Annotated in this window: 14 protein-coding genes; 5 read left to right on the top strand and 9 right to left on the bottom strand. The window is 73.8% G+C overall.

Annotated elements, in window-relative coordinates; all coding sequences use genetic code 11:
• Positions 1-75: 75 nt before the first annotated feature.
• The 5 genes from KYY02_RS06950 to KYY02_RS06930 form a co-directional block, all read right to left on the bottom strand.
• Complete coding sequence (locus tag KYY02_RS06950; RefSeq protein WP_371236606.1) at positions 76-3,192, bottom strand: efflux RND transporter permease subunit; 3,117 nt, start codon at positions 3,190-3,192, stop codon at positions 76-78.
• A 162-nt stretch (positions 3,193-3,354) separates the two neighbouring features.
• Positions 3,355-4,038: a response regulator gene (locus tag KYY02_RS06945; protein WP_371236604.1), complete on the bottom strand. Its 684-nt coding sequence runs from the start codon at positions 4,036-4,038 to the stop codon at positions 3,355-3,357.
• Positions 4,039-4,060: 22 nt separating this feature from the next.
• Positions 4,061-5,284 (bottom strand): sensor histidine kinase, encoded by a 1,224-nt coding sequence (locus tag KYY02_RS06940; protein WP_371236603.1) that lies wholly within the window; start codon positions 5,282-5,284, stop codon positions 4,061-4,063.
• 158 nt (positions 5,285-5,442) lie between these two features.
• A complete protein-coding gene (pspAA, locus tag KYY02_RS06935; RefSeq protein ID WP_371236602.1) occupies positions 5,443-5,727 on the bottom strand; it encodes a PspA-associated protein PspAA in 285 nt (94 codons plus the stop codon).
• Between the two features lie 20 nt (positions 5,728-5,747).
• Positions 5,748-6,533 (bottom strand): PspA/IM30 family protein, encoded by a 786-nt coding sequence (locus tag KYY02_RS06930; protein WP_371236600.1) that lies wholly within the window; start codon positions 6,531-6,533, stop codon positions 5,748-5,750.
• Positions 6,534-6,760: 227 nt separating this feature from the next.
• On the opposite strand from KYY02_RS06930, the gene KYY02_RS06925 reads away from it, so the two are divergent.
• Together KYY02_RS06925 and KYY02_RS06920 are read left to right on the top strand one after the other, a co-directional pair.
• On the top strand, positions 6,761-7,438 hold the full coding sequence (locus tag KYY02_RS06925) for a DUF3043 domain-containing protein (RefSeq protein WP_371236599.1): 678 nt from the start codon (positions 6,761-6,763) through the stop codon (positions 7,436-7,438).
• Between the two features lie 83 nt (positions 7,439-7,521).
• Positions 7,522-8,190 (top strand): class I SAM-dependent methyltransferase, encoded by a 669-nt coding sequence (locus KYY02_RS06920; RefSeq protein ID WP_371236598.1) that lies wholly within the window; start codon positions 7,522-7,524, stop codon positions 8,188-8,190.
• Positions 8,191-8,261: 71 nt separating this feature from the next.
• On the opposite strand, the gene cobT is transcribed toward KYY02_RS06920, so the two are convergent.
• Positions 8,262-9,320, bottom strand: coding sequence for a nicotinate-nucleotide--dimethylbenzimidazole phosphoribosyltransferase (gene cobT, locus KYY02_RS06915; protein WP_371236597.1), 1,059 nt, complete (start codon positions 9,318-9,320; stop codon positions 8,262-8,264).
• A gap of 222 nt (positions 9,321-9,542) precedes the next feature.
• On the opposite strand from cobT, the gene KYY02_RS06910 reads away from it, so the two are divergent.
• Positions 9,543-10,589 carry a class I SAM-dependent methyltransferase gene (locus tag KYY02_RS06910; protein ID WP_371236596.1) on the top strand — a complete coding sequence of 349 codons (1,047 nt, stop codon included), beginning with the start codon at positions 9,543-9,545 and terminating at the stop codon, positions 10,587-10,589.
• A 13-nt stretch (positions 10,590-10,602) separates the two neighbouring features.
• On the opposite strand, the gene KYY02_RS06905 is transcribed toward KYY02_RS06910, so the two are convergent.
• Positions 10,603-11,802, bottom strand: a complete 1,200-nt coding sequence (locus KYY02_RS06905) for a bifunctional adenosylcobinamide kinase/adenosylcobinamide-phosphate guanylyltransferase (RefSeq protein ID WP_371236595.1) — start codon at positions 11,800-11,802, stop codon at positions 10,603-10,605.
• A gap of 84 nt (positions 11,803-11,886) precedes the next feature.
• Between KYY02_RS06905 and KYY02_RS06900 the strand changes: the two genes are divergently transcribed.
• Complete coding sequence (locus tag KYY02_RS06900) at positions 11,887-12,123, top strand: hypothetical protein (RefSeq protein WP_371236594.1); 237 nt, start codon at positions 11,887-11,889, stop codon at positions 12,121-12,123.
• 125 nt (positions 12,124-12,248) lie between these two features.
• Here KYY02_RS06900 and KYY02_RS06895 read toward each other — a convergent pair whose 3' ends face one another.
• Positions 12,249-12,998 carry a hypothetical protein gene (locus KYY02_RS06895; protein ID WP_371236593.1) on the bottom strand — a complete coding sequence of 250 codons (750 nt, stop codon included), beginning with the start codon at positions 12,996-12,998 and terminating at the stop codon, positions 12,249-12,251.
• A gap of 60 nt (positions 12,999-13,058) precedes the next feature.
• On the opposite strand from KYY02_RS06895, the gene KYY02_RS06890 reads away from it, so the two are divergent.
• Positions 13,059-13,859, top strand: coding sequence for an adenosylcobinamide-GDP ribazoletransferase (locus KYY02_RS06890; RefSeq protein WP_371236592.1), 801 nt, complete (start codon positions 13,059-13,061; stop codon positions 13,857-13,859).
• A gap of 18 nt (positions 13,860-13,877) precedes the next feature.
• Here KYY02_RS06890 and KYY02_RS06885 read toward each other — a convergent pair whose 3' ends face one another.
• Positions 13,878-14,219: a hypothetical protein gene (locus KYY02_RS06885; protein ID WP_371236591.1), complete on the bottom strand. Its 342-nt coding sequence runs from the start codon at positions 14,217-14,219 to the stop codon at positions 13,878-13,880.
• Positions 14,220-14,231: the final 12 nt, after the last annotated feature.

Raw genomic sequence — 14,231 nt, 5'->3', positions numbered from 1 at the left:
CGGGGCACGGCGTGGCGGAGGCCCCCGCCCGGTCACCTTCCGGTGCCGGGCGGGGGCCTCCGTCGTCCCAGGACGTCAGGCCTGCGCCGGGGCGGGCTCCTTCGAGGCCTCCGCCTGCGCCGCCGCGTCCCTCTTCGCCGCCCGCCTCTTCGCGCGGCGCTCCTTGCGGAGCTCCAGCATCGTGTAGAGCGTCGGGACCAGCAGCAGGGTGAGCAGGGTCGACGTGATCAGACCGCCGATCACCACCACGGCCAGCGGCTGGGCGATGAAGCCGCCCTCGCCGGTGATGCCCAGCGCCATCGGGAGCAGGGCGAAGATGGTCGCCAGGGCCGTCATCAGGATCGGCCGCAGACGGTGGCGCCCGCCCTCCAGCACGGCCTCGACGACACCGTGGCCCTGCCTGCGGTACTGGTTGATCAGGTCGATCAGCACGATCGCGTTGGTGACCACGATGCCGATCAGCATCAGCATGCCGATCATCGCCGGGACGCCCATCGGGGTGCCGGTGACCAGCAGCAGGCCGAGGGCGCCGGTCGCCGCGAACGGGATGGACACCAGCAGGATCAGCGGCTGGACGAGCGACCGGAAGGTGCCGACCAGCAGCATGAAGACGATCGCGATCGCGGCCAGCATCGCCAGGGCCAGGTTGGCGAACGCCTCGTCCTGGTCCTCGGTCACGCCGCCGATCTCCGCCGTCGCGCCCGCGGGCAGCGTCAGTCCGTCGATCTTCTTCTGCAGTTCCGTGCCCACGGCGCCGGTGTTGTCACCGGTCGGCTTCGCGGTGACGGTGGCCGAGCGCTGGCCGTCGATCCGGGTCATGGAGACGGGGCCGTCCACCACCTCGACGGTGGCGACGTCACCCAGCTTCACCGGGCCCAGGGGCAGGTTCCTCAGCTCCTCCAGGGTGGTGGCCGACTCGGCCGAGCGGATGACCACGTCGCGCTCGGTGTCCTCGAGGACCGCCTTGGCGACCGGGGTGCCCCTCACCGCCTGCGCGACGGCCGCGCCGAGGATCTGGTCGTTGAAACCGGCCGCGGCGGCCTTGTCGTTGGCCTTCACCGAGACACGGGGCACGCTCTGCGCCAGGTCGCTGGTGACGTCCGTGACGTCGTCCAGGGAGGCCACCGCGTCCCGGACCTGGTCCGCCGCCTTGCGCAGCGCCTGCGCGTCGGCCGCCTTGACGACGACGCTCAGCTCCTGGCTGCCGAAGCCGTCACCGGCCGCGATGGTGGTGGTGCCGGTGCCGTCGAGCCCGCCGAGGCCCTTCTCCAGGCGGTCCGTCACGTCCTCGGAGGAGGCGTCGTCCTCCAGCATCACCTGGTATGTCGCCTGGTTGGTGTCCGTACCGCCGCCGAAGGCCGCCATCCAGCCGGACGAGCCGATCGTCACCTGGTAGTCCTTGACGCCCTCGGTGTCGCCGAGCAGCTTCTCGACCTTCTCCGCCTGGGCGTCGGTCGCGGCCAGGCTGGTGCCGGGCTTCAGCTCCTGCCGGACGGTGAGGACCTGCTGCTCGCCCGCGTCGAAGAAGTTGGTCTTCAGCAGCGGCGCCATGGCGAAGGTCGCGACCAGGACGACGAGCGCGATGGCCACGCTGGTCAGTCTGCGCCGGGTGGCGAAACGCAGCACGGGGACGTAGAGGCGCTGGAGGCGGCTCCTCGCCTCCTTCTCCTCCGCGAGGCGGCGCGCCTCCTCGGCGTCCTCGGGGGTGCCCTTCGGGGGCCGCAGGAACCAGTACGACAGGACGGGCACGACCGTCAGTGACACCAGCAGGGACGCCAGCAGCGCTGCCGTGACGGTGAGGCTGAAGGAGCCGAACAGCTCGCCCACCATGCCGCCGACCAGGCCGATCGGCAGGAACACGGCGACCGTGGTGAGCGTCGAGGACGTCACCGCGCCCGCCACCTCGCGCACCGCGTTCATGATCGCCGACTGGCGCTCCTCGCCGTAGCCGAGGTGCCGCTTGATGTTCTCCAGGACCACGATCGAGTCGTCCACGACCCGGCCGATGGCGATGGTCAGCGCGCCCAGCGTCAGCATGTTCAGCGACAGGTCGCGCGTCCACAGCACGATCAGGGCGAGGACCACGGACAGCGGGATGGAGACCGCCGTGACGAGGGTCGAGCGGACCGACGCCAGGAAGACCAGGATCACCAGGACGGCGAAGAGCAGACCGAGCGTGCCCTCGGTGGTCAGGCCCTCGATGGCCTTGGAGACCGCCGGTCCCTGGTCGCTGACGACGGTGAGGGTGGCGCCCTCACCGAGGTCCTCGCGCAGGTCCGGCAGCTTCTCCTCGACCGCCTCCGAGATGGCGACCGCGCTGCCGTCGTGGTCCATGGTCACCATCACGGCGAGGCTGGGCTTGCCGTTGGTCCGGGTGAGGGAGTCGGCCCTGGCCTCCTCCTCCTTCACCGTGGCGACGTCCCCGAGGCGGACCGGCTTGCCCTTGCCAGTCGCGCCGGTGACCATCAGGTCCTCGATCTGCTCGACCGAGGTGAAGCCGCCGCCGACCTGGACGGTGCGGTTGGCTCCGCCCTCGTCGAAGGAGCCCGCCGGGACGGTCGCCCCGCCGGCCTGGAGGGCCTCGGAGAGCGACTGGGCGGTGAGACCGGCCTTCGTCAGCTTCGCGGAGTCGGGGGTGACGGTGACCTGGACGTCGCGCACGCCGTCCACGGTGACCTGGCCGACGCCGTCGATGCCCTCCAGCGCGGGCACCACGGTCCGGTCGAGCTGGTCGGCGAGCGCCTGCTGGTCCCTGCCGGAGGTGACGGCGAGCACCACGGCCGGGATGTCGTCCGTGGAGCCGGCGACGACCTGCGGGTCGACGTCGTCCGGAAGGCGGGCGCCGGCCCGGTTGACGGCCTGCTGGACGTCGGCGACGAGCTGCTGGGTGCCGTTGCCGTAGTCGAAGGACGCCATGATCACGGCATTGCCCTCGCTCGCCGTCGAGGTGACGCCGGAGATGCCGTCGACGGCCTCCAGACTGTCCTCGATGGGTTCGACGACCTGCTTCTCCACCACGTCCGGGGACGCGCCCTGGTAGGGGGCGATCACGGACACCATGGGCAGTTCGATGGTCGGCAGCAGCTGCTGTTTGAGCTGGGGTATCGCGATCGCCCCGAAGACGAGCGCGATGATCGACATCAGTCCGATCAGCGCCCGTTGCGCGAGGCTGAATCTGGACAGCCAGGACATGGTCAGGGTCTCTTTTCCGTGGATCGGCAGAAGTCCGGGGAGCGGGCGCGCGCGAGTGAGCACCCGCTCTACACCCTGAGGCATCGACGAGGGCCGATCCGTAGGCCCGAGGTCCCATCCCTCGTGCGGCGCCTACTCCCGCCGCAGTACGTCCCGCGGGGCTCACTCCGCCCTCGGACGGACCAGCCCCGACTCGTAGGCGATGACCACCAGTTGGGCCCGGTCGCGGGCGCCCAGCTTGGCCATGGCCCGGTTGACGTGGGTCTTCACGGTCAGCGGACTGACCTCCAGGCGCTCGGCGATCTCGTCGTTGGAGTGCCCGCCGGCCACCTGGACCAGCACCTCGCGCTCGCGCACGGTCAGCGAGTCAAGTCGCTCGGCGCGGGCCGGGTCGTGGTCCCCCCCGGCCGGTCCCTCCTGGGCGAGGAAACGGGCGATCAGGCCCTTGGTGGCCACCGGGGACAGCAACGCCTCCCCCTCGGCGGCGATCCGGATGGCGTTCAGCATCTCGTCCGGTTCGGACCCCTTGCCGAGGAAGCCGGAGGCGCCGGCCCGCAGCGACCGCACCACGTAGTCGTCGACCTCGAAGGTCGTCAGCATCACCACCCGGACGCCCGCGAGTTCCGGGTCCGCGCTGATCATGCGGGTGGCGGCGAGTCCGTCGGTGCCGGGCATCCGGATGTCCATGAGGACGACGTCGGCGCGCTCCTCCCGGGCCAGCCGGACCGCCTCCGCTCCGTCGGACGCCTCGCCCACCACCTCCATGTCCGGCTCGGAGTCGACGAGCACCCGGAAGGCGCTGCGCAGCAGTGCCTGGTCGTCGGCGAGCAGGACACGGATCGTCATACGGGCTCCCAAGGGGCGATGGTCACGGGCTGTCGTCCGGGGCTGCGGGGGCGCGGGGCTCGACGGGCAGGATCGCATGGACGCGGAAACCGCCGCCGTAGCGGGGACCGGTGGTGAGGGTGCCGCGCAGCGCGGTGACGCGCTCGCGCATGCCGAGCAGTCCGTGCCCGCCGCCGGGGGTACGGTCGAGGTCCTCGCCGGTGCCGTCGTCGAGGACGGTGATCTCGATGTGGGGTCCGACGCGCACGACGCTGACCTCGGCCCGCGCGTCGGTGCCGGCGTGCTTCTGCACGTTGGTCAGGGCCTCCTGGATGATCCGGTACGCGGCCAGGTCGACGGCGGCGGGGAGGTCGGCGCCCTCGTCGGCGCGGGTGACCTCGACGCGCAGTCCGGCGCTGCGGAAGGTGCCGGCGAGTTCGTCGAGGAGGTCGAGGCCGGGCGCGGGTTCGGTGGGGGCCTCCGGGTCGCCGGACTGGCGCAGCAGGCCGACGGTGGCCCGCAGCTCGCCCAGTGCGGAGCGGCTGGCCTCGCGGACGTGGGCGAGGGCCTCCTTGGCCTGGTCGGGCCGCTTGTCCATGACATGGGCGGCGACTCCGGCCTGGACGTTGACCAGGGCGATGTGGTGGGCGACCACGTCGTGCAGATCGCGGGCGATGCGCAGGCGCTCCTCGGCGACGCGGCGGCGGGCCTCCTCCTCGCGGGTGCGCTCGGCCCGTTCGGCCCGCTCCCGGATGGCCTGGACGAAGGCGCGACGGCTGCGGACGGCGTCCCCGGCGGTGGCGCCGATGCCGGTCCAGGCGAAGATCGCCAGGTTCTCCTGGGCGTACCAGGGCAACGGGCCGACCGCCATCGCGGCACCGGTGAGGACGGTCATGGTGAGCAGGCCGATCCGCCAGGTGGTGGAGCGGTCGGTGGTGGAGGCGAGGGTGTAGAGCGCGACCACGGCGCACATGGCGACGGGGGTGCGGGGGTCCCCGGTGACGGACTCCGCGACGGAGGCGCCGCCGGCGAGGGCGAGCACGGTGCGGGGGGCGCGGCGGCGGAAGACCAGCGCGGTGGCGCCGAGGGCCATGAGGACGAGGCTGAGCGGATCGGGCGTGCGCAGCCCCCATCTGACGCCCTCGGGGCCGTGCGGCTCGACGAAGGAGCCGGCCACCATGCACACGAGGACGCCTGCGGCCAGGGCCGCGTCCAGTGCGAAGGGGTGTGCCCTGAGACGGCACCGGGCGCGGTCGATGGTGGTCACGGGTGTTCACGGTAGACGCAGTGGGCGCCGGTGCGGACGGCCACCGGGGGTGTTCCGGCCGGGTGAGGCCGCGCGGCCCGGCGCTCACGGAATGCTCCCGACGACCTGGGGGCGCCCCCGGGCCCTTGAGACGCTGAGGGCGGCACGGCTGCCCGCGGTCAGGTGGTGCCCGGGATCAGGCCGTCGTCGCTCAGGAGGTCCTGGACCTCCTCGAGCGTCGCGTCGGGGGACGGGAGGATCAGGTCGGAGGGCTCCAGGGAGTCGTCCGGCAGGGGCTCGCCGAGTTCGCGGACCTTGGCCAGCAGCGCTTTCAAGGTCGCGCGGAAGCCCGGTCCGTCGCCGTTCTCCATCTCGGCGAGCAGTTCCTCGTCCAGCTCGTCCAGCTCGGCCAGCCGGCTCTCGGCCAGCCTCACCTGCCCCTCCCCCATGATCCGTACGATCATGTCGCCCTCCTCGGCGTGGGCTACTGCTTGTCGAAGCGCGGAGTGTCCTGCGGTTGCTGCTGGGACTGCTGCTGGCCGCTGCCGCCTTCGATGGCCTGCTGTCCGCCGGACGTGCCTCCGGCCAGCTCGGCCTTCATCCGCTGCAGTTCCAGCTCTACATCCGTACCACCGGAGAGCCGGTCCAGCTCGGCCTGGATGTCGTCCTTGTGCATGCCGGAGGAGTCGTCCAGGGCGCCGGAGGCGAGCAGTTCGTCGATCGCGCCGGCCCGCGCCTGGAGCTGGGCCGTCTTGTCCTCGGCCCGCTGGATGGCCAGCCCGACGTCGCCCATCTCCTCGGAGATGCCGGAGAAGGCCTCACCGATCCGGGTCTGCGCCTGGGCCGCGGTGTAGGTGGCCTTGATGGTCTCCTTCCTGGTGCGGAAGGCGTCCACCTTGGCCTGGAGGCGCTGGGCCGCGAGAGTGAGCTTCTCCTCCTCGCCCTGCAGCGTGGCGTGCTGCGTCTCCAGGTCCGTCACCTGCTGCTGGAGCGCGGCGCGGCGGGAGAGGGCCTCGCGCGCCAGGTCCTCGCGGCCCAGCGCGAGCGCCTTGCGGCCCTGGTCCTCCAACTTGCCCGACTGGGACTGCAACTGGTTGAGCTGGAGCTCCAGACGCTTGCGCGAGGTGGCCACGTCGGCGACACCGCGACGGACCTTCTGGAGCAGCTCCAACTGCTTCTGGTACGAGTAATCGAGGGTCTCGCGCGGGTCCTCGGCCCTGTCCAGGGCCTTGTTCGCCTTCGCGCGGAAGATCATCCCCATACGCTTCATGACACCGCTCATGGGCTTCGCGCGCCCCCTTCTGACCGACTCCAGCTCCAGCACCTGCGACAGAACCCACAGTACGGGCCCTGCATCCATTACCGCACTGTTCGGGGACGGATGCGCTCATCCCCAAGGACGACTGGGCGTCCTCCCGGTCCGGCGTAGGGAGTAGGTGATCCCCGAGGCCGGCCGGCCGGACCACCCGGAGACCCGTGCGACGTCCCCTTCTGTCCTTGAAGACGTCCGGTGTTGCCGGATCGTTCCCCGGGGGGCTGGGGTCCAACCCCGGGCACCCCGTACCCTTGGGTTTTGTGTTCCGTAGCCGCGCCAAGGAAGAGAAGGCACCGGTCGCCGACAAGGCGACGGTGACCGACTCCAAGCAGACCCGTCACCCGGAGGCCCCGAAGGGCCGCCCCACGCCCAAGCGGAGCGTGGCCCAGTCGCAGCGTCGCAGCGTCGCCAATACGACGATGACGCGCAAGGAGGCCGCCAAGCGGCAGCGTGAGGAGCGCCGTGCCGCGCTGGAGCGTCAGCGCCAGGCGCTGGCCAGCGGCGACGAGCGCTATCTGCCCGCCCGGGACAAGGGACCGGTGCGCCGGTTCGCGCGTGACTTCGTGGACTCGCGGTTCAACATCGCGGAGTACTTCCTCCCGATGGCCGTGATCATCCTGGTGCTGAGCATGGTCCAGGTGCCTCAGCTGCAGAACGTCGCGCTGCTGCTGTGGCTCGTGGTGATCGTGATGATCGTCCTCGACTCGGTCGTGACCGGCTTCCGGCTGAAGAAGCGGCTGGCGGAGCGCTTCCCCGACGGCAACCGGCGCGGCGCGGTGGCCTACGCGCTGATGCGCTCGCTCCAGATGCGCCGACTGCGGCTGCCCAAGCCCCAGGTCAAGCGCGGGGAGCGGCCCTGAGCACCACGCCGTTCACGGACGGCGCGGCCCCGGGTCCGTCGGGCGGGCTCGGCGGTCTGCGCGATGTCGTCCGGGAGGAGCTGGTGGCCCGCCAGCTCGAGGAGCAGATAGTCGGACGCTTCCCGGTCGGGCGGCGACTGCGGGTGCTCGACGTGGGCATGGGCCGGGGGGCGCAGGCGCTGCGGCTGGCCCGGGCCGGTCACCAGGTGACCGGCGTCGAGCAGGACGCGACGATGATCTCCGCCGCGCGGGAGGCGTTCGCCGGGGAGCCGGAGGGCATCCGGGAGCGGATGCGGATCATCGAGGGCCACGCCGGGGACACCGGTGTGCACTTCCTGCCGGGCAGCTTCGACGTGGTGCTGTGTCATGGCGTGCTCATGGACGCCGAGGAGCCGGACGCGCTGCTGGCGGGGATGGCACGGATGCTCGCGCCCGGAGGCCTGCTGTCCCTGCTGGTGCGCAACGGGGACGCGCCGGCGATGCGGGCCGGCCTCTGCGGCGACTGGGCCGGGGCGCTGGCGGGCTTCTGCACGACGGCCTACGGGCTGAAGAGGCTGACATCGACGCTCGCGGGGATCGGCGCGCCACTGCACACCTGGTACGGGGTGCGGGTCTTCACGGACACGGCGGCGGACGACGCGGTGGCTCCGGACGACCTGGACGCCCTGCTCGCGGTCGAGGACCGGGCCGGCCGTACGGACCCCTACCGGGGAGTGGCGGCGCTGCTGCACCTGTGCGGGGTCCGGGGCTGAGGGATCGGCCCCGCCCGCCCCTTCCCGCCCCCGGCCCCCCCCGTTCGCGCCCACGTGGCACGCGGCTTCCGTCACTCCGGGTTCGCCGGGGCCTCCGGAAGCTCCGCCGCCAGGGCCGCCGCCGCCTGGACCAGGGGCAGCGCCAGCAGACCGCCCGCCCCCTCCCCGACCGTGACTCCGTGCGACAGCACGGGATCCAGCGCCATCCGGTCCAGCGCCTTCGCCTGTCCCGGCTCCCCGCTGTCGTGCGCCGCCACCCACCAGTCCGGCGCCCGGAACGCCACCCGCTGCGCCACCAGCGCACACGCCGCCGTCACCACCCCGTCCAGCACGACCGGCATCTTCCGCACCGCCGCCTGCAGCAGGAAACCCGTCATCGCGGTCAGATCGGCCCCGCCGACCGTCCCCAGCAACCGCAGCTGATCGCCCAGCACCGGCCGCGCCCGCCGCAACGCGTCACGGATCGCCGCGCACTTGCGCATCCACGCCAGGTCGTCGATCGCCAGCCCCCCGCGCCCGGTCACCACCGACGCGTCCGTCCCGCACAGCGCGGCCACCAGCACGCCCGCCGCCGTGGTCCCGCCCACGCTCACATCGCCGAGCACCACCAGATCCGTGCCGGAGTCTGCCTCCTCGTCGGCCACGGCCATCCCCGCACGGAACGCCGCCTCCGCCTCCTGAGGGGTCAGCGCGTCCTCGATGTCGATGCGCCCGCTGCCCCGCCGCACCCGGTGCCGTACGACGTTCTCGGGCAGCGCCTCGGGATCGCAGTCCAGGGACATGTCGACCACCCGCACCGGCACCCCCTGCCGCCGGGCCAGCACGGACACCGGGCGGCCGCCCTCCAGGACGTCCCGCACCAGTTCCGCTGCGCTGCCCGCGGCCCGCGCGGAGACACCCAGTCCGGCGATCCCGTGATCGCCGGCGAACAGCACGACCCGCGGCCGTTCGATCGGGCGCACCGGCACCGCGGACTGTGCCGCCGCCAGCCACTCACCCAGGTCGTCCAGGCGGCCCAGCGCTCCGGGCGGCACGATCTGGCGCTCCCGGCGCGCCTCCGCGTCGCGGCGCACCCCGCCGTCCGGACGCTCGATCAGATCGGTGAAGTCGTCGAGATTAAGCGAGCTCATTCGCCGAACAGTACCGGCCCCGGTCGAACACGACGGCGCACCGGTCAGCCAGGCGTACGGGACCTCACCCCCACCACGCCACCCCGGCGCCGGTCCACCCCGGGACGCCCTCCCGTCCGTAACGTTTTGCCGTGGATCGCCGGACATCCGTCCGTTCGTCCCCACCCGCCCCCGTACGTCGCGTCACCCGAGTGCCGTACGCCCTCACGCCGGGAGCCGCCCATGTCCGCAACCGACCCAGCCCGTGCGGTCCGCGCCCCCCACGGCTCCGCCCGGGTGCACGAGCCGCGCCGCGCGGACTGCCCCTGGTGCGGCTCCGGGCGGCTGCGCAACCGGCTGAGAACGGGCGACCTGCGCCGGCACCGGCCGGGCCTGTTCACCGTCGACGAGTGCCGGGACTGCGGCCACACCTTCCAGAACCCCCGCCTCACCGCCGAGGGCCTCGCCTTCTACCGGCGGACCGTGCGCGGCGCCCCCCGCGATCCCGCCACCGAACGCGTCCTCGCCCTGCACGCCGTCCGGCGCCGCCGGGGTGCGGCCCGCGCGATGCTCCCCTTCGGCGAACCGGAGAGCTGGCTGGACGTCGGCACCGGACTCGGCCGCTTCCCGCTGACCGCACGGGAGTTCTTCCCGTACACCGCCTTCGACGGCACCGACCTCACCGCGCGCGTCGAGAGGGCCCGCGCACTCGGCCGGGTCGAGGAGGCCCACATCGGGCCGCTGACCGATCCGCGGGTCATGGCCCGGCTGGCCGGCCGCTACGACGTCGTCAGCCTGCTGCACCACCTGGAACACACCACCGACCCCCGCGCGGAACTCCACGCGGCCCTCGACGCCCTGCGCCCCGGCGGCCACCTGCTCATCGAGAGCCTGGACCCGCGCTGCGCCTTCGCCGCCCTGTTCGGCCGCTGGTGGCTGCCCTACGACCAGCCCCGCCGGCTGCACCTGCTGCCCCGGTACAACCTCCGCGCGGAGCTCGAGGAGCGCGGCTGCGCCCTCCTCACCGCCGGGCACCGCGCCGCGCACGTGCCGCACGACCTGGCCGGCCTGACCGCCCTCGCCCTCTCCCACGCGCTGCCCGCCCCGGACGCCCCCTGGCGCGCCGTCCCGCCGCCCCCGTTCCAGCAGCACCTGCGCACGGTGCTGCTCCGCGCGGGCACCCCGCTGGTGGTCGCCGCGGCGGTCACGGACCTGGCCCTCGCCCCCGTGGTGCGCCGCACCCCGTTCGCCAACGCCTACCGGATCATCGCGCGCAAGCCGGAACGCTGACCCGGCCCCGGGGTCACCCCCGCAGGACGACCGCCTGCCCCGCCACCACCAACAGCACCTGCTCGCACTCCCGTGCGAACACCGCGTTCAGCCGCCCGAGTTCGTCCCGGTACCGGCGGCCGGACGCGGTCGCGGGCACGATGCCCGAGCCGACCTCGTTGGACACGGCGACCACCGTCCGACGTGTCCCGCGCACCGCGTCCGTCAGCTCCCGCATCCGGTCCCGCAGCGCCCGTTCCCCGCCGTCCGCCCACTCCGCGTCGTCCCACGCCCCCACGGCGTCCATCGCGTCCGTCAGCCACAGCGACAGGCAGTCGACCAGCAGCGGCGGTCCGTCGTCCTCCAGCAGCGGCACCAGGTCGCACGTCTCGACGGTCCGCCACGACCCCGGCCGCCGCTCCCGGTGCGCCGACACCCGCGCCGCCCACTCGGTGTCCCCGCCCCGCGTCCCGCCGGTCGCCACGTACAGCACCTCCGGGAACGACTCCAGCCGCCGCTCGGCCTCCACCGACTTGCCCGAGCGCGCCCCGCCCAGCACCAGCGTCCGGCGCGGCACGCCGGGCACGTCCTCACCGGCGCCCACCTCCAGCGTGGTCCCGTCCGGCACGGCACGCGCCCCGGCCGCCGCGAGCCGGCGCCGCGACTCCGCGCCCGGCGGCACGTCGTGGTCCAGGTGGACGGCGACGACATCCGTGACCGGGCCCACCGCCCCCGCCTCCCGCAGCCGCGCCAGCGCGTCCGGCCGCCCCACGACGTCCAGCAGCACCATGGCGTACGGATCGGCCCGCTCCTCGAGACCGGCCGGCGCCCCGCCCGGCGGCAGGTACAGCAGCCGCCGCCCGTCCGGGCCGGTCACCGCGTACCCGGTGCCGGGCGCGTCCAGCGCCACCGCCCGCACCCGATGCCCCGTCGGCAGAGTCGACTCCCGCCCGTCCGGCACCCGTCCCGGCTGCGGCAGCCCGGCCGGCACCTCGACCGGGGGGCCGTCGTGCGGGTGCGACAGCAGCACCTGGCGCACGTCACCCAGCGAACGGCCTGCGCGGGCGGCCGCGAACACGGTGCCCGGCGTGAGGTCGAGCAGCAGCGCCCCGTCCACGAGCAGCGAGGTGGCCGCCCGCGCGTCCGCACCGAGCGCGGTCGCGCACGCGGCGCAGGGACAGTCGGGGCGGGGCAGGCCCGCCGGGGCACCGGTGCCGAGCAGAGTCAGTTCCACGCCCCGATTTTCACCTGTCCCCCCGGTGGCTGCCCGTCCGACTAGGCTTTGGGTCCGGTGTGATCACACTCTTGGGAGGCGTACATGGCGGCATGGACGTGGCGGTTCGAGAAGGCCGACGGGACGCAGGTCGAGCCCGCGGTGCCGCCGGAGGAGTTCCCCACGCAGGGGGACGCCGAGTCCTGGATCGGGGAACACTGGAAGGCCCTCGCGGAGGGCGGCGCCGACCAGGTGCGGCTGCTGGAGGACACCACGGAGATCTACGGCCCGATGAGCCTCCACGCGGAAGCGGACACGGACCCGGACGCGGAAGAGGCGTGAGACCTGGCGGCGGGAGAAGGGTTCCTCGCCCCCGCCGCCCCCTCCCGTCCCGTCCCCGAGGGGCGCTGCCCCTCCGGCCCCGGACGTGCGGGCGGGCGGTTGCTCGCGCGCTCCCCCGCACTCCTTCAAGGGGTGCGGGGCGGGTCCGGTGTGCCGCCGAGCCAGTTCCCGAGGGCCCGGCGGAGACCGGACCAGCGGCGGTCGTGGCGGTGGGCGCGCAGGATCGCCCGGGCCCGGGCGCGGGGGCGACGGCGGTAGAAGCGCCGGTCCCACAGTGACCCCGGCCGGGCCAGCCGCAGCGAGCCGATCACGGCGACGACCGGGATGATCACGCCGAACAGGGCGACCCGCGCCTTGCCCTTGCTCAGGGCGACCAGCGCGAACAGGAAGTTCACCCCCGTGCTCGCGGCGGCGCCCGCGCGGTTCCGGAGCTCCTCCTGGGTCAGGTCGTTGACGCCGAACGGCGCGAACCCCGCCAGCAGCAGGCCGACCAGCGCGGCGGTGAGCACGACCACCTCGACGCTCTTGCGGCCTGCCTCGCTCCAGTACACGTCGTCGAGGTGCAGGATGAGCGCGAACTCGTCCAGGACCAGCCCCGCGCCGATGCCGAAGAGCACCGCGGCGAAGGCCGGGCCCAGCCCTCCCCCGCCGCTCGCCACCGAGCCGAAGCCGCCGACGACCGTGAGGACGACACCGGGCACGACGTGGTGGATGTGCAGCTCGCCCGCCGTGACGTTGCCGAAGGGTCCCTTCCCGGCCCGGATCAGACGGGTGATGGTCCGGGTGACCACGAAGGTGAGGACGAAGGCGGCGAGTGCGAGGAGCAGAGGAAGCTTGCCCGGCTCGATGATGTTCCGGTCCAGCCAATGTCCCATGTGGGCACTTTATCCACGGCGGTCGCGGGCTCCCCGGTGACCGCCGGGTAATCTGCGCCGGTGCCCGCACCCTCCCCCGAGTCCTCCGCCTCCCTTGCCGACGGCCTCCGCTTCGCCTTCGGCACCCTCACCGCGCTCCCGGTCCGGGTCGCCCGCTGGGACCGGCCGGCCGCGCGCACGGGCATGCTGTGCGCCCCGGTGGCCGGGTCGGCGGTCGGCGCCCTCGCCGCCGCCGCGGGGCTCCTCCTGCTGCTCCTCGGCGCGGGCGCGCTGCTCGCCGCCGTCGCCACCGTCGCCGTACCGGCCGCCCTGACCCGGGGCCTGCACCTCGACGGGCTCGCCGACACCGCGGACGGGCTCGGCAGCGCCAAGCCCGCCGGGGACGCGCTGCGGATCATGAAGCAGTCGGACATCGGCCCGTTCGGTGTGCTCACGCTCGTCCTGGTCCTGCTGGCCCAGGTGGCCGCGCTGGCACAGGCGTACGGTCACGGCTGGGCGCGGGGCGCGTTCGCCGCCGTCGTCTCGGCGGTCGTGGCGCGGCTGGCGCTCACCCTGGCTGCCCGCGCCGGTGTGCCGCCGGCCCGGCCGGAGGGGCTGGGCGCGGCGGTCGCGGGGGCGGTGCCGGTGCCGGGCGCGGTGGGCGCCGCGCTCGCGGTCGCCGGGCTCGCGGCGGCCGGGGGCGCGTTCCTGGGAGCGTACGACGTCCTGCGTGCCGTGCTCGCGGTGGTGCTGGCCGTCGCCGTGGCCGAGCTGTTGCTGCGGCGCTGCGTCCGCCGTTTCGGCGGGGTCACGGGCGATGTGTTCGGCGGGCTCGCGGAGACGGCGGCGACGACCGCGCTCGTCGTGTGCGCACTGGGCTGAGCCCTCCGGAGCCGGGGGTCATCCCCGGGTGAGGACCGCGGTGATCGCCGTGCCCGCGCCGCTCACCACCGCCACGACCGTCAGGGCGACGCAGCGCGCCCTCAGCCACCGGTAGCGGGTCTCGTACTCGGTGCGCAGCTCGGCCGCCCGGTCACAGATCCGCACCAGCGTGGCCCGGGAGACGGCGATCCGGTCGGCCCGGTACACGCGTTCCACCTCTTCGCGCTGCGCGGTCGTCAGCCACGGCAGTTCCCCGGCGAACCGGGTGGCCTGCCGCCGGGCCTCCTCGACCTCGGCGGCCCACAGGAGGTGGCCCTCGAGCCGGTTCCAGCCGAGGGCTCCGTCCTGGCGGGGGTTCACACGCTTCTCCAC

Origin of the sequence: Streptomyces pimonensis, from assembly GCF_041380215.1 — a bacterium.
Classification (GTDB): domain Bacteria; phylum Actinomycetota; class Actinomycetes; order Streptomycetales; family Streptomycetaceae; genus Streptomyces; species Streptomyces pimonensis.
This window is presented reverse-complemented; position numbering and strand designations above follow the sequence as displayed.